Origin of the sequence: Sinorhizobium fredii NGR234 (assembly GCF_000018545.1) — a bacterium.
In the GTDB taxonomy this organism is placed as follows: Bacteria; Pseudomonadota; Alphaproteobacteria; order Rhizobiales; family Rhizobiaceae; genus Sinorhizobium; species Sinorhizobium fredii_A.
Genome location: NC_012587.1, coordinates 1099129 through 1124910, shown reverse-complemented (window position 1 = coordinate 1124910; position 25782 = coordinate 1099129). Strand labels below are relative to the sequence as shown.

Here is a 25782-nt window from a genome sequence, read left to right as displayed (position 1 = left end):
ATCACGTCCTGTGGTCAGTGCACCGAAAGCGCAATGTCTTGCGCTGCCTGCAGGGCTGCGGCGTAGTTGTTGACGAGCAGATCCACGGAAGCCGCCGTCGCATCGAAGACCGGCGCCGGATAGACACCGAAGAAGATCGTCAGGATCACCAGCGGATAGAGGATCAGCTTCTCGCGCGTCGAAAGGTCGAGCATCGCCTTCAGGCTGTCCTTCTCCAGCGCACCGAAAATGACCCGGCGATAGAGCCAGAGGGCATAGGCGGCCGACAGGATGACGCCGCTGGTCGCAAAGAGCGCAACCCAGGTGTTGGCGCGGAAGGCACCGACCAGCGTCAGGACTTCGCCGACGAAGCCCGAGGTACCGGGAAGCCCGACATTGGCCATGGTGAACACCATGAAGGCCACGGCATATTTCGGCATATTGTTCACGAGACCGCCATAAGCGGAGATTTCGCGGGTGTGCAGCCGGTCATAGACGACGCCGACGCAAAGGAAGAGCGCGCCCGAGACAATGCCGTGCGAGAGCATCTGGAAGATCGCACCCTGAACACCCTGGATATTGGCGGCAAAGGTGCCCATCGTCACATAGCCCATATGTGCGACGGAGGAATAGGCGATCAGCTTCTTGATGTCGCTCTGCATCATCGCCACCAGCGAGGTGTAGATGATCGCGATGATCGACAGCGTATAGACGAACGGCGCGAAATAATCGGACGCCAGCGGGAACATCGGCAGCGAGAAGCGCAGGAAGCCGTAGCCGCCGAGCTTCAGGAGAATGCCGGCCAGAATGACCGAGCCCGCCGTCGGCGCCTGGACGTGTGCGTCGGGAAGCCAGGTGTGGACCGGCCACATCGGCATCTTCACCGCAAAGGATGCGAAGAATGCGAGCCACAGCCAGGTCTGCATCTGGCGCGGGAAATTGTACTTCAGCAGTTCGGTGATGTCAGTGGTGCCGGCCTGCCAGTACATCGCCATGATGGCGAGCAGCATCAGCACCGAGCCGAGCAGCGTGTAGAGGAAGAACTTGTAGCTCGCATAGACGCGGTCCTTGCCGCCCCAAACGCCGATGATGATGAACATCGGGATGAGGCCCGCCTCGAAGAAGACGTAGAAGAGGACGATGTCGAGCGAGACGAAGACGCCAAGCATCAGCGTTTCCAGTAGCAGAAACGCGATCATGTATTCCTTCAGGCGGTTCTCGATCGTCACCCAGCTCGCCAACACGCAGAACGGCATCAGGAAGGCGGTCAGCGGCAGGAACAGCACCGAAATGCCGTCGATGCCGAGATGGTAGGAAATGCCGGTGCCAAGCCACTCATGCTTCTCGATCATCTGGAAGCCGGGGTTCGAGCTGTCGAACTGGTACCAGACATAGAGCGACAGGCCGAACACGACGATGGTCGTCAGCAGCGAGATGTTCAGGATGTTGCGGCGGCCGTTGGCGCTGTCTTCCCGCATCAGCAGGAGAAGCAGGGCGCCGACCAGCGGCAGGAAGGTGACCGCGGAAAGTACGGGCCAATCGGTCATCAGAAGGAACTCCCGAGCATCATCCAGGTAACGAGCGCCGCGATGCCGATCAGCATGACGAACGCGTAGTGATAGAGGTATCCGGTCTGCAGCCGGACGACGCGATCGGTCACGTCGAGAACGCGCGCCGCCACCCCGTTCGGTCCGAAGCCGTCGATGACGCGGCCGTCACCCTCCTTCCAGAGGAAGGTGCCGAGGCGCTTGGCGGTACGGACGAAGAGGAAATCGTAGAGTTCGTCGAAATACCACTTGTTGAGCAGGAACTGGTAGAGGCCACGATGCTGGTCTGCCAGGTACTTCGGCAGCTCCGGCCGGCTGATATACATGTACCAGGCCGTGAAGAGGCCGAGCGCCATGGCGCAGAACGGGCTCCATTTCACCCACAGCGGCACGTGGTGGAATTCCTCGAGGATCTCGTTCTCGGCCGAGGTGAACAGCGCACCCTTCCAGAACTCGACATAGTGATGGCCGAAGAAGTAGTCGTGGAACAGGAAGCCCGCGACGAGCGCACCAGCGGCGAGGATATAGAGCGGCACCAGCATAACCTGGGGCGACTCGTGGACGTGGTGCATGACTTCGTGAGAGGCGCGCGGCGTGCCGTGGAAGGTCATGAAGGTCAGGCGCCAGGAATAGAAGCTGGTGAACAGTGCGGCGATCACCAGCAGGGTGAAGGCAATGCCCGAAACGATGCTGTGCGACGCGAAGGTGGATTCGATGATCGCATCCTTCGAGAAGAAGCCCGCCGTGCCGAAGAGCGTTCCCGGAATGCCGACGCCGGTGAGCGCAATCGTGCCGATGAACATCATCCAGTAGGTGATGGGGATGTGTGTGCGCAGGCCGCCCATGTAACGCATGTCCTGCTCGCCATCGACGGCGTGAATGACAGAACCGGCACCAAGGAACAAGAGCGCCTTGAAGAAGGCGTGCGTGAACAGGTGGAAGATGGCAGCGCCGTAAGCGCCGACGCCGAGCGCCACGAACATGTAGCCGAGCTGCGAACAGGTCGAATAGGCGATGACGCGCTTGATGTCGTTCTGAACGAGACCGACGGTCGCGGCGAAGAAGGCGGTGATCGCACCGATGAGGGTGACGACCGTCAGCGCATCCGGCGACAGCTCGAAGAGCGGCGACATGCGGGCGACGAGAAACACGCCGGCGGTCACCATGGTCGCGGCGTGGATGAGGGCCGAAACCGGCGTCGGGCCTTCCATGGCGTCCGGCAGCCAGGTGTGCAGCAGGAACTGGGCCGACTTGCCCATGGCCCCCATGAAGAGCAGCAGGCAGGTCGCGGTCAGCGCATCCGCCTTGTCGAGATGCATGCCGAAGAGCGTGATCACCGCCTCGCCTGCCTCGGCACCTTCAGCCGGCAGGTAGCTCTGGGCGGCGGCGAAGACCGTTTCGAGATTGATCGAGCCGAACAGAACGAAGACTGAGAAGATGCCGAGCGAGAAGCCGAAGTCGCCGACGCGGTTGACGATGAAGGCCTTGATCGCCGCGGCATTGGCCGAGGGCTTCTTGTACCAGAAGCCGATCAGCAGGTACGACGCCAGGCCCACGCCTTCCCAGCCGAAGAACATCTGCAGCAGGTTGTCAGAGGTGATCAGCATCAGCATCGCGAAGGTGAAGAGCGACAGATAGCCGAAGAAGCGCGGACGGTGCGGATCGTGGTGCATGTAGCCGATCGAATAGATGTGCACCAGCGTCGAGACGGTGTTGACGACCACGAACATGACGGCGGTCAGCGTGTCGACGCGGAAGGCCCATTCGACGTCGAAGCTGCCCGACTGGATCCAGCGCAGCACCGAGACCTTGATCATCTCCTCGTGCCCGAGCGCGACGTCGAAGAAGACGAACCAGGAGAGCGCCAGCGCAATCAGCATGAAGCCGCTCGTCACGTATTCGGATGCCTTGGCACCGATCTGCGTGCCGAGGAGGCCGGCAATCAGAAAGCCGATCAGAGGCAGAAAGACGATAGCCTTGATAATGGTGTTCATTGCCCTGTCAGCCCTTCATCATGTTGACGTCTTCGACGGCGATCGAGCCGCGGTTGCGGTAGAAGACGACGAGAATTGCAAGTCCGATGGCCGCTTCGGCGGCCGCGACGGTCAGGATGAACAGCGCAAAGACCTGTCCGGTGATGTCGTTCAGGAACGCCGAAAAGGCCACCATGTTGATGTTGACGGCGAGCAGGATGAGCTCCACCGACATCAGGATGATGATGACGTTCTTCCGGTTGAGGAAGATGCCGAAGACGCCGAGCGTGAAGAGAATGGCGCTGACGGTGAGATAGTGGGAGATTCCGATTTCCATAAGTCTGATCCCTCGACCTCGCGTCCCGATTAAAGGCCCTGCCCCGGCTTGACCGTGACCACCTCGACGGCGGTCTCGGGCGAGCGGGCAACCTGGCGCGGAATGCTCTGGCGCTTGATGTTTTCACGATGCCGCAGGGTGAGCACGATGGCGCCGATCATGGCGACGAGCAGCACGAGCCCGGCGATCTGGAAGAAATAGATGTAGTGGGTGTAGAGCACGTCGCCGAGCGCGGCGGTGTTCGTCCGCTCGGTGACCGCCGGGATCGGCATGGCGATGCCCTTGGCGATCTCCGGCGAGAAGGTCGAACCGCCGACGACGATGATGAGCTCGGCGGCGAGGATCAGACCGATCAGCGCGCCAACCGGCGCGTATTCAAGCACACCGGCGCGCAGTTCGGCAAAGTCGATGTCGAGCATCATGACCACGAAAAGGAAGAGAACCGCGACGGCGCCGACGTAGACGACCAGCAGGATCATTGCCAGGAACTCGGCGCCCGTCAGCAGGAAGAGCCCCGCCGCGTTGAAGAAGGTCAGGATCAGGAACAGAACCGAATAGACCGGGTTCTTTGCCGCGATGACCATGAATGCCGACGCCACGGCAATGAAGGCGAAGAGATAGAAAAAAAGAACCTGCAGACCCATGATCGGTGCCTTTTTCGTCTTGCTCGGCGTGAAGGCGCACCGCCCTCACCCCATGAGGCAAAGCCGGACATCCGTCCGGCCAGTGCCCAAACCCGTGCCGCATGCGCCCTCTCACGAGGGGCGCGATGCTGCGTTTACGCAGATGGCCTCAGCGATAGGGCGAGTCCATTGCAATGTTGCGCGCGATTTCCCGCTCCCACCGGTCGCCGTTGGCGAGCAGCTTTTCCTTGTCGTAGTAGAGCTCTTCGCGCGTCTCGGTGGCGAATTCGAAGTTCGGCCCCTCGACGATGGCATCGACCGGACAGGCTTCCTGACAGAAACCGCAATAGATGCACTTCACCATGTCGATGTCGTAGCGCACCGTGCGGCGTGTGCCGTCGTTGCGGCGCGGGCCGGCCTCGATGGTAATGGCCTGGGCAGGACAGATCGCCTCGCAGAGCTTGCAGGCAATGCAGCGCTCTTCACCGTTCGGATAGCGGCGCAGCGCATGCTCGCCGCGGAAACGCGGGCTGACCGGGCCTTTTTCGAAGGGATAGTTCAGGGTCGCCTTCGGCCGGAAGAAATAGCGCATCGACAGAAAGAATGCGCCGACGAACTCCTTGAGGAACAGCGAGCTGACGGCTTGCGATAGACCGGCCATCATTAACCTCCAAACTTGCCGGCCTGGGAGAAGCCGGCGGTATGCAGCGAAGCCTGGGCGGCCATCATGCCCACCCCATCAGCTTCAGAACGAATGCGACGATGACGACCATCGCCAGCGACAGCGGCAGGAAGACCTTCCAGCCGAGACGCATCAGCTGGTCGTAGCGGTAGCGCGGCACGAAGGCCTTCACCATCGCGAACATGAAGAACACGAACGAGGCTTTCAGAACGAACCAGATGATGCCCGGCACCCAGTTGAGGATCCAGATATCGACGGGCGGCAGCCATCCGCCGAGGAACAGGATCGTCGTCAGCGCGCACATCAGGCAGATCGCCGCGTATTCGCCGAGCATGAACATCATGTACGGGGTCGAGCCGTATTCGACCATGAAGCCGGCGACGAGTTCGGACTCGGCTTCGGGCAGGTCGAAGGGCGGGCGGTTCGTCTCGGCGAGCGCCGAGATGAAGAACACGATGAACATCGGGAACAGCGACAGCCAGTGCCAGTCGAGGAAGGAGGCCGGCAGGCCGATCATCGTTCCGAGGCCATCCGACTGCGCATTGACGATGTCCGTCAGGTTGAGCGAACCGACGCAGAGCAGCACGGTGACGATGACGAAGCCGATCGAGACTTCATAGGAGACCATCTGCGCGGCGGAGCGGAGCGCCCCGAGGAACGGATATTTCGAGTTCGAGGCCCAGCCGCCCATGATGATGCCATAAACCTCGAGAGAAGATATGGCGAAGACGAAGAGGATGCCGACATTGATGTTGGCGATCACCCAGTTCGCATTGAGCGGAATGACCGCCCAGGCGGCAAGCGCCAAGGTCACCGAGACGAGCGGCGCGAGCAGGAAGATCGCCTTGTTGGCGCCGGCCGGAATGACCGGCTCCTTGAAGACGAATTTCAGGAGGTCGGCGAAGGACTGGAACAGCCCCCAGGGGCCGACGACGTTGGGGCCGCGGCGAAGCTGCACGGCGGCCCAGATCTTGCGGTCGGCGAGCAGGATATAGGCAATGAAGACCAGCAGCGCGACCAGAAGCAGCAGCGACTGGCCGATCATGATGGCCGTGGGCCAGACGTAGCTCGAAATGAAAGCGTCCATGATGCTCTATTCCCTCGCGCTCATTCCGCGGCAGCTTTGAAATTGTTGCGCGCCAAGGCCGAGCATTCGGCCATGACGGCGGATGCGCGCGCTATCGGGTTCGTCAAATAGAAGTCTTTGACCGGAGACGCAAACACGGATTTGGCCATCTCACCGGCTTTTTGGGCCAGTGCGGCAATTTCGTCGCTGCTTCCAGCGGCAATGGCGTCGACCTCTGCGAAATGCGGATGGGCGGCACAGAGCTTCGCGCGCAACTCGCCAAGCGAATCAAATGGCAGCTTGCGGCCGAGCACGTCGGAAAGCGCCCGGATGATCGCCCAGTCCTCGCGCGCATCGCCCGGCGCGAAGCCGGCGCGGTTGCCGATCTGCACGCGGCCTTCTGTATTGACCCAGGTGCCAGCCTTTTCCGTATAGGCCGCGCCCGGAAGGATGACGTCCGCCGCGTGAGCACCGTTGTCGCCGTGCGAGCCGATATAGACGGTGAAGCCCTTCCTTGCGGTAAGGTCGATCTCGTCGGCGCCGAGCAGGAAGAGCACCTCCGTGCCGTCGATCATGCCGACGGCCGATTTGCCGCCCGTGCCGGGCACGAAGCCGAGATCAAGGCCGCCGACGCGCGACGCCGCGGTGTGCAGGACAGCGAAGCCGTTCCACTCCGCGCCGGCCGCGCCCACGGCGACGGCGAGCTTGGCGGCATTGGCGAGAACGGCAGCACCGCCCTCCCCTGCGACGGCGCCCTGGCCGATGATGATCAGCGGCCGCTCGGCCTTCTTCAGCGTCTCGAAGAACTTGCCCTTGCCGGCAACGAGCTCCGCAAGCGTCTCCGTACCGGCACCGAGATAGTCATACTCGTAGCGCAGCTCGCCGCGCTCGCCGATGACGGCAATCGGGAACTTGCCCATGCGGTAGCGCTTGCGGATGCGCGCATTGAGAACCGAAGCCTCGAAGCGCGGGTTGGAACCGACGATGAGCAGCGCATCGGCACTCTCGATCCCCTGGATCGTCGGATTGAAGAGGTAGCTGGCGCGGCCGAGCGACGGATCGAGCGCTGCGCCGTCCTGGCGGCAGTCGATATTCTCTGAGCCGAGCGAGGCGATCAGTTCCTTCAGCGCGTACATTTCCTCGACGGATGCGAGGTCGCCGGCGATCGCACCGATCTTGTCGGCGGAGGTCCTGGCGACGGCAGCCTTGATCGCCTGGAAGGCCTCGCTCCAGGTCGCCGACTGCAGGCGCCCGTCCTTCCGGACATAGGGCCGGTCGAGACGCTGCGTCTTCAGCCCGTCCCAGATGAAGCGGCTCTTGTCGGAGATCCACTCTTCGTTGATCTCCTCGTTGACGCGCGGCATGACGCGCATCACCTCGCGGCCGCGCGTGTCGACGCGGATCGCCGAGCCAACCGCATCCATGACGTCGATCGATTCGGTCTTGTTGAGCTCCCACGGACGGGCGGTGAAGGCGAAGGGCTTCGAGGTCAGCGCGCCGACCGGGCAGAGGTCGACGACGTTGCCCTGCAGTTCCGAGGTCATCGCCTGTTCGAGATAGGTGGTGATCTCAGCATCTTCGCCGCGGCCGATCAGGCCGAGCTCGGCAATGCCCGCCACTTCCGTCGTGAAGCGGACGCAACGCGTGCAGTGGATGCAGCGGTTCATCACCGTCTTGACGAGCGGGCCGATATACTTGTCTTCGACGGCGCGCTTGTTTTCCTGGTAGCGCGAACTGTCGATGCCGAAGGCCATCGCCTGGTCCTGCAGGTCGCATTCGCCGCCCTGGTCGCAGATCGGGCAGTCGAGCGGATGGTTGATCAGCAGGAACTCCATGACGCCTTCGCGGGCCTTCTTGACCATCGGCGTCGTCGTGAAGACTTCCGGCGCCTCGCCGTTCGGGCCGGGACGCAGGTCGCGCACGCCCATTGCGCAGGAGGCGGCCGGCTTGGGCGGGCCGCCCTTCACCTCGATCAGACACATGCGGCAATTGCCGGCAACCGAAAGCCGCTCGTGGAAACAGAAGCGCGGAACCTCGGCGCCGGCCTCTTCGCAGGCCTGAAGCAGCGTGAAATGATCCGGGACCTCGATCTCTTTTCCGTCGACTTTCAGCTTTGCCATCTTCGTACTCAATCCTGTCTTCCGTCCGGCTGCCTTCCGTGGCGCCGGCCAATTCCTTCACGGCTCTTCCGCTCTCGTGACGACCGGGCAGCCGTCACGTCATTTGTCGCGCATCAGCGCCTTTGCCTGTCCGATCCAATCGTCCCGCAGGATGCGACCCTCAAGAGCCAACTCGGCATCGATCCGCGCGACATCCGCCTCGCTCAGGGCGGCGATGTCGGCGAAGCGGCGAAGGCCCTGGCCATTCAGCACCTGCACGAGCTTCGGGCCGATGCCGGAAATCCGCTTCAGATCGTCATCGGCGCGGCCTTTCGACTTCGCCGCGACGGGCTTCCTGGCGGCGCGCGCCTTCGGCTTGGCGACGGCGGCCGGCGCGGGCCGAGCCTCTCGGGCCGCCGGTTCGGGCCTCGCTTCTCGGGCTGCCGGGGGCGGCGAAGCCTCCGGGCTTACAGGCTCAGGCTTTTCGACGACCGGAGCCGACTCGGCAATCACCTCCGGTTCGAGCCCGGCGGCGTTCTTCTGCAGCGCACTCGCGGCCCCCTGCATGGCGCCGAACATAACGCCTGCGAAGTGGCTCGACAGGCCGAAGCCGAACGCCGTCGCTGCCGCCACGGCAGCCACAGGATTGGCCATCAGCGGAACGGCCGGCATGCCCTTCATCCATTCCGCCATGCCGAATGGATCGGCCGAGCCGGCACCCAGAGGTCGCACGAAAGGAATGACTGCCGCCTTCATGCCCTGTTCTTCGTTGCGCGTCCCGGCCATGCTCGTTACTCCGCTGCTTCCAACACCGCGCCGTGCGACGTGGCATTGCGGGTGTATTCGTCGATGCGCTGTTCCATCTCCGGGCGGAAATGCTTGATCAGGCCCTGGATCGGCCAGGCGGCTGCGTCGCCAAGCGCGCAGATCGTGTGGCCTTCGACCTGCTTCGTCACGTCGAAGAGCATGTCGATCTCGCGCTTCTGGGCGCGGCCCTGAACCATGCGCTCCATGACGCGCATCATCCAGCCGGTGCCTTCGCGGCAGGGCGTGCACTGGCCGCAGCTTTCGTGCTTGTAGAAGGCCGACAGGCGCCAGATCGCCTTGATGATGTCGGTCGACTTGTCCATGACGATGACGGCGGCCGTTCCGAGGCCCGAGCCGAGCTCGCGCAGGCCGTCATAGTCCATGATCGCATCCTTCATCTGCGCGCCGGGCACGCAGGGAACCGACGATCCGCCGGGGATGACCGCGAGCAGGTTGTCCCAGCCGCCGCGGATGCCGCCGCAGTGCTTGTCGATCAGCTCGTGGAACGGGATCGACATGGCATCCTCGACCGTGCAAGGGCGGTTGACGTGGCCGGAAACCGAATAAAGCTTGGTGCCGTGATTGTTCGGGCGGCCGAAGCTGCTGTACCAGCCGGCGCCGCGCCTGAGAATGGTCGGCGTGACGGCGATCGATTCGACGTTGTTGACTGTCGTCGGGCAGCCATAGAGGCCCATGTTCGCCGGGAACGGCGGCTTCAGGCGCGGCTGGCCCTTCTTGCCCTCGAGGCTTTCGAGCAGGGCCGTTTCCTCGCCGCAGATATAGGCGCCGGCGCCGTGATGGACGAAGACGTCGATGTCGTAGCCGAGCTTGTTGTTCTTGCCGAGCAGGCCGTATTCGTAGCACTCGTCGATCGCCGCCTGCAGCGCTTCGCGCTCGCGGATGAACTCACCGCGCACGTAGATATAGGCGGTGTTCGCGGCCATGGCGAAGCTTGCGATCACGCAGCCCTCGATCAGCGTATGCGGATCGTGGCGCATGATGTCGCGATCCTTGCAGGTGCCGGGCTCCGACTCGTCGGCATTGACGACGAGATAGTGCGGGCGGCCGTCGCTTTCCTTCGGCATGAAGGACCACTTGAGGCCGGTCGGGAAGCCGGCGCCGCCGCGGCCGCGCAGGCCCGAAGCCTTCACCTCGTTGATGATCCAGTCGCGGCCCTTCTCGAGAAGCGCCTTGGTGCCGTCCCAATGGCCGCGCGCCATCGCGCCCTTGAGCGACTTGTCCTTGAGGCCGTAGATGTTGGTAAAGATGCGATCTTCATCTCTCAGCATGGTGTCACCTCTTTACCGCGGCTTCTTCGCCGGCTTGGACTTGTCGGCCGTCTCGCCTTCGATCTTGGCGTTCTTCGCCGCCGCCTTCCTGGCCGTTGCCGGGGTCTTCAGCGCCGGGTTGGTGACGTCCGCGTCGGTCTTCGGCTTGGCGGCGTTCGACGGCGGTACGCTCACCGCCTGTTCATCCTTGGCCTTGCTGGCGCGGGCCGGCGCCTTGGTCCTTTGCGGCGCTTCGACGAGCTGCAGCGTCGTCAGCCCACCGGCCGGCGCGGAATAGATGCGATCGATCTGCGGGCCCGGCTCGATTTCAGCGCCCTTGCCCGCGTCGAAGCCGTCGATGATTTCTTCGAGCCGCTCGGGCGTCAGGTCCTCGTAGGAGTCCTTGAAGATCATCACCATCGGCGCGTTGACGCAGGCGCCCTGACATTCGACCTCTTCCCAGGAGAGCGTGCCGCTCTCGTTCAGCGTGAAGGGATCCGCGGCAATCTTCTTCTTGCAGACCTTGATCAGGTCTTCAGCGCCGCGCAGCATGCAGGGCGTCGTGCCGCAGACCTGCACATGGGCGCGCGACCCGACCGGCTTCAGCTGGAACTGCGTGTAGAAGGTCGCCACTTCGAGGGCGCGGATATAGGCCATGCCGAGCATGTCGGCGATCGACTCGATGGCCGCCCTCGTCACCCAGCCGTCCTGTTCCTGGGCGCGCATCAGCAGCGGAATGATCGCCGACTGCTCACGGCCCTTCGGATACTTGTTGATCGTTGCCTCAGCCCAGGCGGCGTTCTCCTTGCTGAATGCAAAGGCCGCTGGCTGGACAGTGTCTTCGGCTAGTCGACGAACGGACATTCTAGTGGACACCCTATCAATTAATCGAACCGCACCGCGATTTCGTCAGCGTGACGAATTCGCAGGCATAGGCTGACTGGTCTTTCTGCATAAACACGATGTAGCGCGTGCCGTTGGCGACGGCTGCCTTGATCTCGTATCCCTTCGACAGCAGCGTGGCCATCGAACCGCCGTGCAGCCCCGACGAGGACGTGCTGCCGACATCCTCCTGGGCGGCGGCAGCGGGGCTGAGCGCGAGAAAACCGAGAACGGCAAGCGGCGCCAGACGCATCAGCGATCCACCTCGCCGAACACGATATCGAGGGAGCCCAGCACGGCCGAGACGTCGGCAAGCTGGTGTCCGCGACAGAGGAAATCCATGGCCTGCAGATGCGCATAGCCCGGGGCACGGATCTTGCAGCGGTAAGGCTTGTTGGTGCCGTCGGAAACCAGGAAGACACCGAATTCGCCCTTCGGCGCCTCGACCGCCGCATAGACCTCGCCGGCCGGCACATGGTAGCCCTCGGTATAGAGCTTGAAGTGATGGATCAGCGCTTCCATCGAGCGCTTCATCTCACCGCGCTTCGGCGGCACGATCTTGCCGTCGAGCGAGGAAACCGGGCCGATCTTCGCATCGCCCAGCAGGCGGTCGACGCATTGGCGCATGATCAGCGCCGACTGGCGCATCTCGATCATGCGGATCAGATAGCGGTCGTAGCAGTCGCCGTTCTTGCCGATCGGGATGTCGAACTGCATGTCGGAATAGCATTCATAGGGCTGCGCACGGCGCAGGTCCCAGGCAGCGCCCGAGCCGCGCACCATGACGCCCGAGAAGCCCCAGGCCCAGGCGTCCTCCAGCTTGACGACGCCGATATCGACGTTGCGCTGCTTGAAGATGCGGTTGCCGGTCAGGAGTTCGTCGATGTCGTCGACGGTCTTGAGGAACGGCTCGATCCAGTTGCCGATATCCTCGACCAGCTCGTGCGGCAGATCCTGGTGCACGCCGCCCGGACGGAAATAGGCCGAGTGCATGCGCGCGCCGCAGGCCCGCTCATAGAACACCATCAGCTTCTCACGCTCCTCGAAACCCCAGAGCGGCGGCGTCAGCGCGCCGACGTCCATGGCCTGCGTGGTGACGTTGAGGAGATGCGACAGGATACGGCCGATTTCCGAATAGAGGACGCGGATGAGCTGGCCGCGGATCGGCACTTCCGTGCCCGTCAACCGTTCGACCGCGAGCGCGAAGGCGTGCTCCTGGTTCATCGGGGCGACGTAGTCGAGCCGGTCGAAATAGGGCACCGCCTGCAGGTAGGTCTTCGCCTCGATCAGCTTCTCGGTGCCGCGGTGAAGCAGGCCGATATGCGGATCGACGCGCTCGACGATCTCGCCGTCGAGCTCCAGCACGAGCCGGAGAACGCCGTGCGCCGCCGGGTGCTGCGGGCCGAAGTTGATGTTGAAGTTGCGGACGTTGTGTTCGGTCATACCGATTGCTCCAGGCCGGATGGCGTCCTCAGCGGACCGCCACGGACCGACTTATCTCTTCGCCTTTTCGTCGCCGGGCAGCACGTATTCCGTGCCTTCCCAGGGCGAGAGAAAATCGAAATTGCGGAATTCCTGCCTCAACTCGACGGGCTCATAAACCACCCGCTTGACCTCGTCGTCGTAGCGAACCTCGACGAAGCCGGTCATCGGGAAGTCCTTGCGCAGCGGATAGCCCTCGAAACCGTAGTCGGTGAGGATGCGGCGCAGGTCCGGATGGCCGGTGAAGAGGATACCGTACATGTCGTAGGCTTCGCGCTCGAACCAGTCAGCGCCCGGATAGACGGGGGTTGCCGAGGGCACCGGGTCACCGTCAGCGGTCGCCACCTTGACGCGGACGCGCAGGTTCTGGCGCGGCGACAGCAGGTGGTAGACGACATCGAAGCGATCCGGCCGCTGCGGATAGTCGACGCCGCAAACGTCGATAAAGCTGATGAACCCGCACCGCGCGTCGTCGCGCAGGAAGGTCAGCAACTCGATGAGGTTTTCCGCCGTCGCCGTCAGCGTCAGCTCGCCGTACTTGATCGCGGCATCGGCGATCAGCGATCCGCGCGCTTCGCGAAGGTAGGTCGCAAGCTCGTTCAGGGCTTCACTCATTGAAAAGAACCCCCTGCCTTAGCGCTCGATCGTGCCGGTCCGGCGAATCTTCTTCTGCAGCAGAAGCACGCCGTAAAGCAGCGCTTCTGCCGTGGGAGGACAGCCTGGCACATAGATATCGACGGGCACGACGCGGTCGCAGCCGCGCACCACCGAATAGGAATAGTGATAGTAGCCGCCGCCATTGGCGCAGGAGCCCATCGAGATGACGTAGCGCGGCTCGGGCATCTGGTCGTAGACCTTGCGCAGCGCCGGCGCCATCTTGTTGGTCAGCGTGCCGGCGACGATCATGACGTCGGACTGGCGCGGCGAGGCGCGCGGCGCAAAGCCGAAGCGTTCGGCGTCGTAGCGCGGCATCGACATCTGCATCATCTCGACGGCGCAGCAGGCGAGACCGAAGGTCATCCACATCAGCGAGCCGGTGCGCGCCCAGTTGATCAGCTCATCGGTCGAGGTGACGAGGAAGCCCTTGTCGGCGAGCTCGTTGTTGATCTCGCCGAAGAATGCGTCATTGCTGCCGATCGGCTTGCCGGTCGCGGGATCGATGATGCCCTTCGGCTGCGGCGCAACGAGCGTGGTGCCGGATGCTAGTTCCATTCCAGCGCTCCCTTTTTCCATTCATAGATAAAGCCGACCGTCAGCACCAGGAGGAAAACCATCATCGACCAGAAGCCGAACCAGCCGAGCTCCCCGAACGAAACCGCCCAGGGGAACAGGAAGGCGACTTCCAGATCGAAGATGATGAAGAGGATCGACACGAGATAGAAGCGGATGTCGAACTTCATGCGGGCGTCGTCGAACGCATTGAAGCCGCACTCGTAGGCCGACAGCTTTTCCGAATCGGGCGCCTTGAAGGCAACTGCGAAGGGAGCGATCAGGAGTGCGAGGCCGATCACAAGAGCGATTCCAATGAAAATCGCGATCGGAACGTAGGAACCGAGAAGTTCTGTCATTGTTATCCGTCCCTGCCTGCGAAGCGCACCGGGAGAGGCGCTTGAACAACGAATGCCGCAGGCCGAAAATCATGTTGCAACGCCAGAGTGGTTAGCGCAGCCCGCGCCCATGTGCAAGCCTCGACGCGGCATTTAAACCGGTTCGCGCCACAGGTTTGAACGGCAGTTTCGCACCGTTGACACACCGAAGTGCGGAATTGCGGGAGCGGACTCATCCCGCTCGCGACGACCGTCCCGAGACACATTGCCGCAACGCACAAACTGGTCGACTTGCCTTGAGGGATGGAAGGAAGAGAAATGGCGCGAGTGACGGGGCTCGAACCCGCGACCTCCGGCGTGACAGGCCGGCACTCTAACCGACTGAGCTACACCCGCGCATTGTGGCCATGGCTGGCCATTATCTCACCATCGACACTCCTTGAGAAGGCCAATGGACCAGAAGAGTGGCGCGAGTGACGGGGCTCGAACCCGCGACCTCCGGCGTGACAGGCCGGCACTCTAACCGACTGAGCTACACCCGCATCTCTCGAACTGGTTGGGGCACTCGCGCGCCCCATTCATCAAAGCGGCCCTGCCGTTTCGATGAGCGGCTAACTAAGCGGTTCGCATGGGGGTGTCAAGCGTGTTTGAAGACAAATCCGTGACGGACGGAATTTTGCTCCACAGGCTATTCTAAAGGACAAAAATCTACGCAAGGCGCGGCGATCGCGGCGACCCTTCTCCGTCGCTCGACTCCGTCAAGACCGCCACCGCCGGTGCGCCCCTCCCCGTCGGAGATTTGTCCACAGCGCCAGCGGTGCGCGACCGGTAGGCATGGCGACCCGCTCGCAAAAAATATCAAAAAATCGATCGAATGCTCTTGCGGTTTTCGCCGGTAGCGCATAGATCACGCCCACCGACGCGGCGGACAGATTGGTTCGACACGCGAAAGGGCGATTAGCTCAGTTGGTAGAGCGCCTCGTTTACACCGAGGATGTCGGGAGTTCGAGTCTCTCATCGCCCACCATTTTTCCGAGAGTTTGAAATTGAACACGAGTGGCAAACGAGCGTCGCCCACGCGTCCTCGTCACTCCCCCCGATACTGCTCGTCCGTCACATGCTCCAGCCAGTCGACCACCTTTCCATCCAGCGCCTCCTGGATGGCGATATGCGTCATTCCGGTATCCGCGGCCGCGCCGTGCCAGTGCTTCTCGCCCGGCGGGAACCAGACGACGTCGCCGGCGCGGATCTCGCAGAGGTCGCCGCCCCAGCTTTGTGCAAGGCCGCGGCCGGACGTGACGATCAGGGTCTGGCCGAGCGGGTGGGTGTGCCAGGCGGTGCGGGCGCCGGGCTCGAAGGTCACCGTCGCGCCGCGCACCCGGGCCGGCTGAGGCGCCTCGAAGGCCGGGTCGATGCGGACGGCGCCCTCAAAATACTCGGCCGGGCCGCGGGACGACGGTCTCGATCCACATTCAAAGATTTCCATCCGAACCTCCTCCTGGCAAATCGCGTCGAAGCGTCGCCTGCGATGCGGGCAACAGCATGGGCACCTTAGCGCTTTTCCGCCCGGCCGCTACAGCTTGTGAAGCTTAACGCCGGGACAGGCGCTGCGGGCGATGTCGCAAAGGTGCTCGTGGTGGGTCAAGTAGACCACCTGGCCGACGCGTGCCATCTCGGCCATCAACTCGAAGGCGCGGCCGGCGCGGTTGTCGTCGAAGGTTTCCATGATGTCGTCGGCGATGAAGGGCAGCGTCTCGCGAGCGGCGGCGACCTCGTGGTAGCCGGCCATCCGCAAGGCGAGGTAGAGCTGGAAGCGCGTGCCTTTCGACAGGTCGCCGGCGAGCTTCGAGCCGCCCGCCGCGGTGTTGGCGATCAGGAATTCCTGGCCCTTGTCGGCCTGCGTCGAGAGGCCGGCATATTCGCCGCCGCTGATGTGCGAGAACGTCCGCGAGGCGCGCTGCATCATGGCGCTGCGATGCCGCTCGCGAAACAGCCGCAGCGCATGCTCGGCGGCTACGACGCCCGCCTTGAGCCTCAGATAGCCGACCGCCTTGTGCTCGATGTCGAGCAGGATGGTTCGCTGCCTCTGCTCAAGTTCCGCGACCCGGTCGCCGCCCTCGATTTCCGCAAGCGCCGTTTCCTTGTTTCTGACTTCCGAATGCAACTCGCTGACGTCACGATCGGCGGCATCGATCGCTTCCTCCAGACGGGCGAGTTCGAGTCTCAGTTCTGCCTCGTCGACGCCGGCGAGAATCGATTCGGCTTCTTCGCTGGTGGCGGTGCCGAGCCTGGTCAACAGGTCATGCTCGAGTTCAGCGGATCTTAGCCGTTGCCTCTCCTGCTCGCGCACCGCCTCCAGGCAGTGCCCGGCCTCGTCAAGCGTCGCGCATCCGAAGAAGTCGAAAACCACCTGCTTCATCGCCAGGTGCTGCCGCTCTTCGTTCAGCAGCAGCCGAAGGTCGTCCTCCAGGCGCGCGATGCTGGCCGAGCCCTCAAGGCGGCGCTCTTCCTGATGATGCGCGGCGGCAATGCGGTCGCGCAGCGAGGCGTAGAGCGCAAGCGGATCGCCGTCTCCCTGCTCTGCCAATTCACGGGCGATATCCGCGATCGCCTCGGCAAACCCTTTCTGATCCTTGCGCATGCCGGCGATGCGATGGTCGAGCTCGCTCTTCTTCTGCATCAGCTTGTCGAAATCCTGCAGAACGGCGAGCACCGGACCGATTTCGTGCGGCTGCGGCCGGTCGGCGCGGTTGGCAAGCCAGGTCGCGGCGAGTGCCTCGGCCCATTCCTCCTGCCAGCGGGCGATCGCCGCCTCGGCGGCGGCGAGAACCGCCTCCCGGTTTTCCAGGCCTTCGGATACGCGGCGAAGCTGCGCGACAGCAGCGGTGTGCGCGGCCGAGGCACTTTGCGCATGGGAGGCGATCCGCTCTGCCTTCGCGAGGAGTTCATCAAGCCGGTCCGGCAAATGCTCCGTCACGCCGAGCTGCACCAATTCGTCCCGCAGCGAGAATGCCGCCGCCTGTTCCTCCGCAGACGCTCTGTCGTGAGCGAGGCGCGTGGTGCGCAAAGCGGCGCGCAACTCCAATGCCGCCGCGCGCGTGGCAAGCCAGGCCTCCAGTTGCGGCACGAGCTTCACGTTGGGTAAGCCTCCTGCGCCTGCGGCAGCGGCAACCGTCGCCTCCAGCCGTTCTCTCTCTTCGGACAGCGCCGCGCGCTGTGTCTCCAGCGCCTGAAGCCGTGCGCCCCTTTCGGAAATGGCGAGAGCGAGGCCGCGTATCTCGGCGACCCGCTCGGCATAGGCCAGACGAAGTGCCACGGCGGCATCGTCCTCCCGCAATGCCGCCTCGAAAGCACTTGCCGTCCCCTCGTCGAGGCTGGCGCGATGCACTTGCCAGGCTTGGTCCCGCCGGCGGCGCAGCACGCCTGCCGTCGCGTCGTCCACGGCCGCGCCGTCGGCGGCGAATGCGGCTAACCGCGCCTCGTCTCCGGCCTGGCGCTCGCGCTCGTCGGCGATCCGATCGTCAAGCCGCATGCGGCGCTCGGAAAGAGCCGCCTCCTCCGCTCTCCACGTGGCGACGACGCCGGCGGCGGGAACGGGAAGCCTGGCCAGTTCATCCACATCGCCGGCGAAAGGCCGCAGGCCGTCCATGGCATCGGCAAGCACCGCCTCCAGCCGGTCGACCTCCCCGGACGCGGCCTCCTGGCGCAACAGGCAATCGCTCTGGCGCAGCACGTGCAGTCGCTCAACCAGGCGGCCGGTATCGGCGACGCCGCTCTTCAGCCGCCCCAGCTCGCGTTCTACGTGGGCGCGATCGCGTCTTGCGCTATCGAGCTCCTCGCGTGCCGATGCCAGCTTTTCCGCGAGGCCGGCATGCTGGCGGACCAGTTCCTGGAGCCGGGCGGCACGCGCCGTCGGTAGCACCAGTGATTCGGGATCGGAATTTTCCGCCTCGCCGAGACGGATGAGGCAGGCACGGATCTCCGCCGAGGTCCTTGCCAGTTCGTCGAGCCGCGACGGCATATCGCGGGCGGCCGTCTGGTAGCGGGCATCGAGGGCCGATTCCCGCAGCGCCTCGAACCGCCCGGTGAGCGCCAGCGCCTGCTCGTCGCGCGGCAGGCCTTCGAGCTCCATCCGGCGCCGCGCCAGTTCCTCGTCCGATTGCCGAAGCCGGGTGGTGATTTCGATCTCTTGCCTGCGCAGCGCCGGCACATCGTTCCACCAGTCCTGGGGCGGCACCGGTAAAGCCTCGGTCCCGGCAAGCTGTTCCCGCGCGCTGCGCAGCCTCGCCAGGAGCGGCAGCGCCTCGAGCTCGGCGCGCAGCCGGTCCCGCCGGACGCGCAATTCGGCGCGCCGCTGCGCTGCCGCATCATGGCGTTCGCGGGATTTCGTCAGCGTCTTGCGAAGATCGGCATATTCGCGCGCATTGATGTCGACCGTCTTGCGCTCGGACTTGAGGACATCCAGTTCCGCCTTGAGTTCCGCAAGCCGATGCTTGCGCGCCTGCGGGCGAAAGAAGGCATCCGCTTCGGCACGCAGGTTGGCGAGCACAGCGCTGCTGTCCGGCAGGCCGGAGCTTGCCGAAAACAAGAGCGAACCGAGTTCCCCCTCGCTTTTCAGGATAGCCTCGCCGCCTTCCTCGATGCTCTCGTCGTCGAGCGAGAACATCATTCGGTAAGTATCCCGATCGATCGCCCCGAGGGCCGAGGAGAAGAGGTTATCAGGCAGTGGCTGCTCGTCGGGGCCGACGAGGCTGTTGGCGTTGCGCTTGATCCGATAGGCGTGATGCCTCTTGCCGCCGGCCTCGACGATGCCACCGATCCGCATCGTCTGATAGGGATGCAGGAAACCATAGGGGCTCGTGCGCTCGATACCGAAGAGCAGGTCGAGGAATCCCGCGAACAGCGTCGACTTGCCCGCCTCGTTCGGGCCGTAGACCAGGTGAAAATCAGGCTCTTCCGGCCTTGCGGCGCCGAAATCGAGGCTCCTTCCGGTGAACTTGCCGAAGCGGACGAGATCGAGCTGTTGCAGCCGCATCAGTCGACGCCCTCGACGGCGCTGCGGCCATGAAGATGCGACAGGACATCGGCGCTTCCCGAGAGCGCCGCGTTTTCGACGAGGTCGTCGAGCATTGCCTCGTCGGCGGCGAGCAGGTGCCGCAGTTCGGCCGGCAGATGCGGCAGCAGCTCCTCGGCAACGGCGCGCATGTCGGCGCGGAAGGCAAAAGCCGACAATACCTCGTTCTCGACGAGCGCCGTCAGTTCGCCGATCGGATCGGCAGCGATGCGCATGGCCTGCTTGCTGCAGCCTGCAAACAGGGTCTCGACCTTCTCGACCCAGCATCGGCCGAACCCGGCTGCGATATTCGCCAGTTCCCCCTGCAGCAGATCGAAATCTCGCCGCAGGCGCCAGGAAAGCGGCGTCGTGCCCGTCAGCGTGATTCGCAGGATGAGATCGGCTTCCGGCAGGCCCTTTCGAAGCAGGCCGAGATGCCGGCCAACGGCTTCGAGCATGTCGCGCCAATCCGCGGCCCCCGTCAGGTCGATCGAGACCCGCTCGAACACCGCCGCGCCGACCGGCCGCTCTTCCAGCGTCACCGCGCCGTCGTCATCGATCGTGACGAGCGTGATGCCTTTCACCCCCGCCTCGTTGATATCGCGGCCCTGCGGCATGCCCGGCATGACGATCGATGGTTTGACGCTGTGGACCTGCCGCTGGTGAACGTGGCCAAGTGCCCAGTAGTCGAAGCCATGGCGCTCTAGGTCGGCGACGCTGCAGGGCGCATAGGGATCATGGCCCGCGGAGCCGGCGAGGCTCGTGTGCAGCATGCCGATGTTGATGGCATCCGCGACGGGGAGATGGAAATGCGGCAGCAGGCTTTCCGGCGCATGCGGCTCGGCAAAGCTCATGCCGTGGATATGGACGGTTCTGCCGTTCTCCAGCGTCTTGGCGAGGACCGGCTTGCCGCGGCCCGGGAAGACATGGACCGATGGCGGCAGCGTCAATTCGCGCGTCACCTGCGACTGGGCGTCATGATTGCCGCGAATGATGAAGGTTCGGATGCCCGCCTCGTCGAGACGGCGAAGCTCGCCCGCGAGGAAAAGCGCCGTGTTCATCGAGGTCTGGTTGCCGTCATAGAGATCGCCGGCGATCAGCAGCGCATCGACCGCTTCGGCAATGCAGAGATCGACGATGCGCACCAGCGCATTGCGGGTGGCGCCACGTACGATCCCGGCAAGCTCCTCGTTTCGCAGCGCCAGGCTGCGCAAGGGCGAATCGAGATGGAGATCTGCGGTATGAACAAATCGGAAGGGCATGACCGACCATGGTCGGCCCTACCAGGCTCGTCAATGGCGCGCGCGGCTACGGCCAACCTGAGCTGTGGGTAAAGCCTTTTGCTTGTCTAGATGCGACATTTCGGCCCCCTTCGATCGCGCCGATTAGCGGATTTGTAACACCTCGCTCGGTAGTTTCCCGGTGGAAACGCCTCGGGCATTCCAGCACCGGAATGATTCCTGCTTCGGCATCCGCTCCGTCATGATGATCAAGAGCCGGAACAGTCACCAAGTTTGCGGACGCTATTCCGGAGTTGCCATGTCCCGCCTGAAAATCTCGCACACGCTGATCGGCCTTTTCGTTCTGGTCGTCGCCATCGTCGCAGCACTTGCCCTTTCCTCGATGAACGGCATTCGCATGCTGAACGAGCGAAACAACGAGCTCGCCGCCAACTGGTTGCCGCGCGTCTCGCTGGCACGCGCCCTCGAAACCCAGCTCTCGGACACGAGGATGGCGTTCGCGCGCCATCTGATCTCGCTCACACCGTTCGAGAAGAAACGGGCGGAAAAGGTCATCGACGAGACTGTCGCCGGCTTCCACAAGCTTTCGGAGGACTACGCGGCCCTCGCGACATCGGCTGCCGACAAGGCGGCGCTCGACAAGGTGCATACGGCCTATCAGACCTATCTGTCGCAAGCGGACGGCATGCTGAAATATTCCAACAACCTCGAGAACATGAAGGCCCAGAGTGTCTTCAAGGTCGAGATGGCGGCAGCCGAAAAGAACGTCGATGCAGCGATCGACGCGGTGCTTGCCACAAACCTTGCCGGGGCGGACGCCGCCGTTGCCGCAAGCGCCGCAACGCACAAGCAGGCTATCACGATCGAAACCCTGGTCATCGGTTTTGCCGCCCTCGTCGTGCTCGGCGCCATCGCCTATGCGGTGCGCGGCGTCGCCCGCCCGATCCGGATCATCACCGCCTCGATGGCGAAGCTTGCCGGTGGCGATACGGAAAGCGGCATTCCCTATGGCAGCCGCAAGGACGAGATCGGCGAGATGGCGCGCGCCGTCGAAGTCTTCCGCCAGGCAGCGATCACCAATCACAAGCTCGAGGAGGAAACCCGCCTCCAGCGCACCGCATCCGAAGCCGAACGGCAGAGAGTGACCGAGGAAGCCGAAGCTGCGGCGCAGCGGCGCCTCGAGAAAGCGACGGCGGGGCTGGCACGCGGGCTTCGGCGGCTGGCCGGCGGCGACCTCGCCTTCCAGCTCGATGAAGCTTTCGCGCCGGACTTCGAGCCGCTGCGGCAGGATCTGAACCAGGCGGTCGCCGAACTTGCCGGCACGCTCTCCGCCGTAGCGGCGAGTTCGAGCAGCATCGACGGCGGCGCCCGCGAAGTGAGCCACAGCGCCGACGATCTGTCGCGGCGGACCGAACAGCAGGCGGCCTCGCTCGAAGAAACCGCCGCCGCGCTCGATCAGATCACCGTCAACGTCTCCAACTCCTCGAAGCGCACCAATGAAGCGCGTGTCGTGGCGGGCCAGGCGAACGACAGCGCCCGCAAATCCGGCGCAATCGTCTCCGGCGCGATCGACGCGATGGGACGGATCGAGCATTCGTCGAGCCAGATTTCCAACATCATCGGCGTGATCGACGAGATCGCCTTCCAGACCAACCTTCTGGCGCTCAATGCAGGGGTCGAAGCGGCACGCGCCGGCGATGCCGGCAAGGGCTTTGCCGTCGTCGCCCAGGAGGTGCGCGAGCTCGCCCAGCGCTCGGCCAACGCAGCCAAGGAGATCAAGGAGCTGATCCGCAATTCGGCGAACGAGGTCGAAAGCGGCGTTCGGCTGGTGCGCGAAACGGGCGAGGCGCTGCGGACGATCGAGAGCCTCATCGTCACCATCAACGAACATATGGACGCGATTGCCGTGTCGGCCCAGGAGCAGTCAGCCGGCCTTTCGGAAGTCAATATGGCAGTCAACCAGATGGACCAGGTGACGCAGCAGAACGCCGCGATGGTCGAGGAAGCCAATGCCGCCAGCGCGACCCTGGCACAGGAGGCCGGGCGCCTGCGCGACTTGATCGGCCGGTTCACGCTGGCTGAAACCACCCGGGATGGCTGGGCCACCGGACGACGCGTCGCCGCCTAGTCGTACACTAGCCAGGAACAATCCTTCGCCTCGCACGTTCAACGGCCCTCGAATCCGAGGGCCGTTTCTTTTCCAGGAAGGCCTTTTCCGTATGAATTAGGAGGTTCTTGTCGACAAAGTCCGCGATGATAACTAAATATAGGCCGACTGCCATTTGACATGGCACCTCACCATATCTCAACGGTGTTCATGAAGACGACATTCGAAGTCTCCGACAAACTGTTCGAACTCTACCATCGCGTCCATCGCCTGGTAAACGAGTCGATGACCGAGGAAGGTGTATCGCTTGCCCGAAGCAAATTCCTGTTCTTCCTGAGCAAGCTTGGCCCCTGCCGCTCCACCGACATCGCCTGTGCGCTGAACTTCGCCCCGAGAACCGTGACGGAGGCGATCGACGGGCTGGAGCGCGACCGGCTGGTGATGCGCAAGCCCGACCCGGACGACCGTCGCGCCAAGATCGTCTCGATAACCGAGACCGGCCGGGCCGTCCTGATGGCGGCGGAACATCCGCGCAAGCAGCTTCTCGAGGAAATCTTCTCGGCACTCGACGACGAGCAACTCGATCAGCTCTACGGCATCGTCGGCAAACTCGTCGACAAGACCGATGAAATCCGCAAACGCAAGGAAGCCGAGGAAGAGGCCGAAATCGCTGCCGCGCGGTAATTGTGCAGGCTGGCCGAGCAAAAGAAACAAGAGGCCGGGACGTCATGTCCCGGCCTCTTCCGTTTTCTCCTGGCCGGCGCTTACATCGCGTCGATTGCGCCGATGGAGAAAAACAGGGTCTCGCCGGACGAGTCGTCGACACCGTCATTGTCCGTGACGACGTAGCCGTTGCCAGCTGCATCGACGGTGAAACCTTCCACCTTGTCGATCACGTAGCCATTCAGTGACTTCAGGTCGGGAATGAGGTCGCGCACCTCTTCCTTCTTGACCACCGGCAGTTCGGACCCGAGCGCGGCCGGCTTCAGATCGGCGAGCGCGACGCGGTAGAGCTTCTTGAGCTTCGCTGCTTCGGCGATCAGATTGTCACGCTCGATGAGATAGGCGTAGTCGCCGTGGACGGAGATTTCCGAAAGGCCGACCCAGCCTGTTTCGGACTTTTCCAGCGGATAGCGCACCGCGCCCCACTCTTGCGTCGCCGGCTTGTAAGAGACGAGCTTGACGAAGCCCTTCTCGTCATCCTTCCACTCGCGCTGGACCGCCATCCAGAGGACCTGGTCATCCCCCTCGCCCACGGTCGTTATGCCTTCGAAGCCATAGCGGATCTCGTTGGCGCTGAGTTCCTTCGGGAGAGCAATCTCCTGCTTGATTTCGCCCTTCCTGTTCACGTGGAAGAGCGCGTGGCTGTAAAGCTTGTCCGAATTGCCTTCGGACGCCAGCCAGAACCCGCCTTCGCCGTCATTGGCGATGCCTTCGATGTCGAGCTTTTGCGCAGGCGCGCCATCACGCGTGATCGGCAACGCCTCGGTGACCAGCGCCGGCTTCCCGGTCGCGTCGATCGTGAAGATCGTCGGCTGCGACGAAAGGACGGAATCATTTACCGCCCTGAGGAGACCCGGCTTGTCCTTCACCGCGGCAAGGCCGGAAAGCGCGCCGAAGCCGATCGGCAGACCGTCCGTCTCCGTGGAGCGGATTTGCGGATAGGCGGCCTCCCCTTCGCCGCGCTCATAGATCATCACATGCGCCCGCGCGCCGCCGTCCTCGACGAGATCGACCTCGTTGGCAGTCGCGAACAGGTTCCGGCCGGGAATGGCGACCGCTCCCTCGGGCGAAATTCCGGACGGCAGAAGCTGGAGCAGTTGCGGGTCAGCGCCGGTGTCCTTGTAGACGCCGACGATCGAGGCACGCTCGGAGAGCACGAAGAACAGCTTGTCGTCGCCATACTGCGCCATTTCCAGGCCTTCCGGCTCGATGCCCTTCGCCGAGGAGCGCTTTTCCGGATAGTGGCCAATCGCAGCGATGGCGTGCTCCAGGCTTGGCCCGGATTCGAACAGGACCTTGCCGGTCGCGTCGAAGATCGTAAAGCCGCGGGCGCCGCCCTCGTAGTCGCCCTCATTGGCGACGACCAGGCGGTTGTCGTCGAGCCACTTCACGGCGTCGGGCTCCCGTTTGCGGCCGGCCTGTTCGCCGGTGAAGGCGATCGCACCGTCACGTTTCGCGTCGACGTTCTTGAGGTCGACCGCACCGGCGGAGAAATGCGCCTTCACGGTCGCGGTTTTGCCGTCGAGGATGACGATGTGATTGTTTTCCTGGAGGGTGAGCGCAATCTCATCCTTGCCATTGAAGGCGACGAATTCCGGCTCCGGGTCTTCGCCGGCGACTTCGGCAAGACCGGTCAGCGTCACATGCTTGATCGTCGCGCAATCGGCGGCGCCGTCCTTCAGCGACAGGATTACCAGATCACCGGCCGGCATCTGCGGGATTTCACCGTCGTTGACCTCTTCGTCGCGCTCGTTCTCGATGGCGATCGCGGCGAGCATGCGATCCTTGTTGACCGAGACGGAATCCGGCTGGCCGCCGAGATCGCAGGTCACGTCGATCTTCCTGGTCGCAATATCGACGACGGCAAGCAGGCCGGAGGGATTGGTGAAGCTTTCGCGCGTGTTGACGGCGACGAGCGCCTTCGCCCCGGCGACGGCGACCGATGTCGGTTCGCCGTCGAAGGCGACGATGCCGCCGGCCTTCGGAGCCCGCGCGTCGGTGATGTCGATGAAGCCGATGCGCTTGCCGGGGCTGTCGGTATAGATGAGCGTGTTGCCGTCTTCGGTGGCGGCGATGATTTCCGCCGACGTCGGCGCGTTCCAATCGGCGCCTGCGGGCAGGTTGCCGGCAACGGCAAAGGAAGCAATGCGATTAAAGACCGGTTCGGCCTGAGCGGCGGGCACCGTCGATGCGGCCAGCGCTGCCGCCAATGCAGCGGTGATGGAAAAAGCCCTCATATGTCCCTCCTGTCGCGGCGCGCGCCCGGGGATCAGGCATTCCGACACCGCGGTGGCATCCGGAATCGGCGGCTGGCGCAGTCCGGATGGGAGGCTTGTGCAACCGCCCTGTAACAGCCCAATGACAGC

Annotated in this window: 21 protein-coding genes and 3 tRNA genes; 3 read left to right on the top strand and 21 right to left on the bottom strand. The window is 63.7% G+C overall.

Going from position 1 to position 25782, the window contains the following annotated elements; all coding sequences use genetic code 11:
- Positions 1-14 precede the first annotated feature (14 nt).
- The 17 genes from NGR_RS16590 to NGR_RS16510 all read right to left on the bottom strand — a co-directional run bounded on the left by NGR_RS16590 (position 15) and on the right by NGR_RS16510 (position 14834).
- Positions 15-1526, bottom strand: a complete 1512-nt coding sequence (locus NGR_RS16590) for an NADH-quinone oxidoreductase subunit M (RefSeq protein WP_012707631.1) — start codon at positions 1524-1526, stop codon at positions 15-17.
- Positions 1526-3520, bottom strand: coding sequence for an NADH-quinone oxidoreductase subunit L (gene nuoL / locus NGR_RS16585; RefSeq protein ID WP_012707630.1), 1995 nt, complete (start codon positions 3518-3520; stop codon positions 1526-1528). The genes NGR_RS16590 and nuoL overlap by 1 nt, the downstream gene beginning before the upstream one ends.
- A gap of 7 nt (positions 3521-3527) precedes the next feature.
- Positions 3528-3836, bottom strand: coding sequence for an NADH-quinone oxidoreductase subunit NuoK (gene nuoK / locus NGR_RS16580; protein WP_003531854.1), 309 nt, complete (start codon positions 3834-3836; stop codon positions 3528-3530).
- A gap of 29 nt (positions 3837-3865) precedes the next feature.
- On the bottom strand, positions 3866-4480 hold the full coding sequence (locus tag NGR_RS16575) for an NADH-quinone oxidoreductase subunit J (protein WP_012707629.1): 615 nt from the start codon (positions 4478-4480) through the stop codon (positions 3866-3868).
- Positions 4481-4628: 148 nt separating this feature from the next.
- Entirely contained in the window at positions 4629-5120 is a 492-nt protein-coding gene (gene nuoI, locus NGR_RS16570; protein ID WP_012707628.1) for an NADH-quinone oxidoreductase subunit NuoI, read from the bottom strand.
- A gap of 64 nt (positions 5121-5184) precedes the next feature.
- Positions 5185-6228: an NADH-quinone oxidoreductase subunit NuoH gene (gene nuoH / locus NGR_RS16565; protein ID WP_012707627.1), complete on the bottom strand. Its 1044-nt coding sequence runs from the start codon at positions 6226-6228 to the stop codon at positions 5185-5187.
- Positions 6229-6248: 20 nt separating this feature from the next.
- Entirely contained in the window at positions 6249-8327 is a 2079-nt protein-coding gene (nuoG, locus tag NGR_RS16560) for an NADH-quinone oxidoreductase subunit NuoG (RefSeq protein ID WP_012707626.1), read from the bottom strand.
- A 99-nt stretch (positions 8328-8426) separates the two neighbouring features.
- A complete protein-coding gene (locus NGR_RS16555) occupies positions 8427-9092 on the bottom strand; it encodes an NADH:ubiquinone oxidoreductase (RefSeq protein ID WP_164924261.1) in 666 nt (221 codons plus the stop codon).
- Positions 9093-9097: 5 nt separating this feature from the next.
- Positions 9098-10402 (bottom strand): NADH-quinone oxidoreductase subunit NuoF, encoded by a 1305-nt coding sequence (nuoF, locus tag NGR_RS16550; RefSeq protein ID WP_012707624.1) that lies wholly within the window; start codon positions 10400-10402, stop codon positions 9098-9100.
- 12 nt (positions 10403-10414) lie between these two features.
- Positions 10415-11245: an NADH-quinone oxidoreductase subunit NuoE gene (nuoE, locus tag NGR_RS16545; RefSeq protein WP_012707623.1), complete on the bottom strand. Its 831-nt coding sequence runs from the start codon at positions 11243-11245 to the stop codon at positions 10415-10417.
- A gap of 16 nt (positions 11246-11261) precedes the next feature.
- Positions 11262-11516 (bottom strand): hypothetical protein, encoded by a 255-nt coding sequence (locus NGR_RS16540; protein ID WP_012707622.1) that lies wholly within the window; start codon positions 11514-11516, stop codon positions 11262-11264.
- Positions 11516-12706: an NADH-quinone oxidoreductase subunit D gene (locus NGR_RS16535; RefSeq protein ID WP_012707621.1), complete on the bottom strand. Its 1191-nt coding sequence runs from the start codon at positions 12704-12706 to the stop codon at positions 11516-11518. Before NGR_RS16535 ends, NGR_RS16540 begins: the two co-directional genes overlap by 1 nt.
- Positions 12707-12757: 51 nt before the next feature.
- On the bottom strand, positions 12758-13360 hold the full coding sequence (locus NGR_RS16530; RefSeq protein WP_012707620.1) for an NADH-quinone oxidoreductase subunit C: 603 nt from the start codon (positions 13358-13360) through the stop codon (positions 12758-12760).
- Positions 13361-13378: 18 nt separating this feature from the next.
- Positions 13379-13957: a NuoB/complex I 20 kDa subunit family protein gene (locus tag NGR_RS16525; protein ID WP_012707619.1), complete on the bottom strand. Its 579-nt coding sequence runs from the start codon at positions 13955-13957 to the stop codon at positions 13379-13381.
- Positions 13948-14313, bottom strand: coding sequence for an NADH-quinone oxidoreductase subunit A (locus NGR_RS16520; RefSeq protein ID WP_012707618.1), 366 nt, complete (start codon positions 14311-14313; stop codon positions 13948-13950). The genes NGR_RS16525 and NGR_RS16520 overlap by 10 nt, the downstream gene beginning before the upstream one ends.
- Positions 14314-14611: 298 nt before the next feature.
- A tRNA-Asp gene (locus NGR_RS16515) sits at positions 14612-14688 on the bottom strand.
- A 69-nt stretch (positions 14689-14757) separates the two neighbouring features.
- Positions 14758-14834 (bottom strand) — tRNA-Asp (locus NGR_RS16510).
- 409 nt (positions 14835-15243) lie between these two features.
- On the opposite strand from NGR_RS16510, the gene NGR_RS16505 reads away from it, so the two are divergent.
- A tRNA-Val gene (locus NGR_RS16505) sits at positions 15244-15319 on the top strand.
- A 60-nt stretch (positions 15320-15379) separates the two neighbouring features.
- Here the strand turns inward: NGR_RS16505 and NGR_RS16500 are convergent.
- The 3 genes from NGR_RS16500 to NGR_RS16490 form a co-directional block, all read right to left on the bottom strand.
- Positions 15380-15778 (bottom strand): (R)-mandelonitrile lyase, encoded by a 399-nt coding sequence (locus tag NGR_RS16500; protein ID WP_012707617.1) that lies wholly within the window; start codon positions 15776-15778, stop codon positions 15380-15382.
- Positions 15779-15865: 87 nt separating this feature from the next.
- Positions 15866-19327: an ATP-binding protein gene (locus NGR_RS16495; protein ID WP_012707616.1), complete on the bottom strand. Its 3462-nt coding sequence runs from the start codon at positions 19325-19327 to the stop codon at positions 15866-15868.
- Entirely contained in the window at positions 19327-20607 is a 1281-nt protein-coding gene (locus NGR_RS16490; protein WP_012707615.1) for a metallophosphoesterase family protein, read from the bottom strand. The genes NGR_RS16495 and NGR_RS16490 overlap by 1 nt, the downstream gene beginning before the upstream one ends.
- Positions 20608-20884: 277 nt before the next feature.
- On the opposite strand from NGR_RS16490, the gene NGR_RS16485 reads away from it, so the two are divergent.
- The gene (locus tag NGR_RS16485; protein ID WP_164924260.1) at positions 20885-22714 is read left to right on the top strand and encodes a HAMP domain-containing methyl-accepting chemotaxis protein; all 1830 of its coding nucleotides are present in this window, start codon (positions 20885-20887) and stop codon (positions 22712-22714) included.
- Between the two features lie 189 nt (positions 22715-22903).
- Positions 22904-23377 (top strand): MarR family winged helix-turn-helix transcriptional regulator, encoded by a 474-nt coding sequence (locus tag NGR_RS16480; protein WP_164924259.1) that lies wholly within the window; start codon positions 22904-22906, stop codon positions 23375-23377.
- A gap of 80 nt (positions 23378-23457) precedes the next feature.
- Here NGR_RS16480 and NGR_RS16475 read toward each other — a convergent pair whose 3' ends face one another.
- Positions 23458-25653 carry an esterase-like activity of phytase family protein gene (locus NGR_RS16475; RefSeq protein WP_012707612.1) on the bottom strand — a complete coding sequence of 732 codons (2196 nt, stop codon included), beginning with the start codon at positions 25651-25653 and terminating at the stop codon, positions 23458-23460.
- Between the last annotated feature and the right edge of the window lie 129 nt (positions 25654-25782).

Excerpts from the sequence above, each read along its gene's own strand:
- NGR_RS16590 (WP_012707631.1), bottom strand. The coding sequence starts at position 1,526 with ATGACCGATTGGCCCGTACTTTCCGCGGTCACCTTCCTGCCGCTGGTC.
- nuoL (WP_012707630.1), bottom strand. The coding sequence starts at position 3,520 with ATGAACACCATTATCAAGGCTATCGTCTTTCTGCCTCTGATCGGCTTT.
- nuoK (WP_003531854.1), bottom strand. The coding sequence starts at position 3,836 with ATGGAAATCGGAATCTCCCACTATCTCACCGTCAGCGCCATTCTCTTC.
- NGR_RS16575 (WP_012707629.1), bottom strand. The coding sequence starts at position 4,480 with ATGGGTCTGCAGGTTCTTTTTTTCTATCTCTTCGCCTTCATTGCCGTG.
- nuoI (WP_012707628.1), bottom strand. The coding sequence starts at position 5,120 with ATGGCCGGTCTATCGCAAGCCGTCAGCTCGCTGTTCCTCAAGGAGTTC.
- nuoH (WP_012707627.1), bottom strand. The coding sequence starts at position 6,228 with ATGGACGCTTTCATTTCGAGCTACGTCTGGCCCACGGCCATCATGATC.
- nuoG (WP_012707626.1), bottom strand. The coding sequence starts at position 8,327 with ATGGCAAAGCTGAAAGTCGACGGAAAAGAGATCGAGGTCCCGGATCAT.
- NGR_RS16555 (WP_164924261.1), bottom strand. The coding sequence starts at position 9,092 with ATGGCCGGGACGCGCAACGAAGAACAGGGCATGAAGGCGGCAGTCATT.
- nuoF (WP_012707624.1), bottom strand. The coding sequence starts at position 10,402 with ATGCTGAGAGATGAAGATCGCATCTTTACCAACATCTACGGCCTCAAG.
- nuoE (WP_012707623.1), bottom strand. The coding sequence starts at position 11,245 with ATGTCCGTTCGTCGACTAGCCGAAGACACTGTCCAGCCAGCGGCCTTT.
- NGR_RS16540 (WP_012707622.1), bottom strand. The coding sequence starts at position 11,516 with ATGCGTCTGGCGCCGCTTGCCGTTCTCGGTTTTCTCGCGCTCAGCCCC.
- NGR_RS16535 (WP_012707621.1), bottom strand. The coding sequence starts at position 12,706 with ATGACCGAACACAACGTCCGCAACTTCAACATCAACTTCGGCCCGCAG.
- NGR_RS16530 (WP_012707620.1), bottom strand. The coding sequence starts at position 13,360 with ATGAGTGAAGCCCTGAACGAGCTTGCGACCTACCTTCGCGAAGCGCGC.
- NGR_RS16525 (WP_012707619.1), bottom strand. The coding sequence starts at position 13,957 with ATGGAACTAGCATCCGGCACCACGCTCGTTGCGCCGCAGCCGAAGGGC.
- NGR_RS16520 (WP_012707618.1), bottom strand. The coding sequence starts at position 14,313 with ATGACAGAACTTCTCGGTTCCTACGTTCCGATCGCGATTTTCATTGGA.
- NGR_RS16500 (WP_012707617.1), bottom strand. The coding sequence starts at position 15,778 with ATGGAAATCTTTGAATGTGGATCGAGACCGTCGTCCCGCGGCCCGGCC.
- NGR_RS16495 (WP_012707616.1), bottom strand. The coding sequence starts at position 19,327 with ATGCGGCTGCAACAGCTCGATCTCGTCCGCTTCGGCAAGTTCACCGGA.
- NGR_RS16490 (WP_012707615.1), bottom strand. The coding sequence starts at position 20,607 with ATGCCCTTCCGATTTGTTCATACCGCAGATCTCCATCTCGATTCGCCC.
- NGR_RS16485 (WP_164924260.1), top strand. The coding sequence starts at position 20,885 with ATGTCCCGCCTGAAAATCTCGCACACGCTGATCGGCCTTTTCGTTCTG.
- NGR_RS16480 (WP_164924259.1), top strand. The coding sequence starts at position 22,904 with ATGAAGACGACATTCGAAGTCTCCGACAAACTGTTCGAACTCTACCAT.
- NGR_RS16475 (WP_012707612.1), bottom strand. The coding sequence starts at position 25,653 with ATGAGGGCTTTTTCCATCACCGCTGCATTGGCGGCAGCGCTGGCCGCA.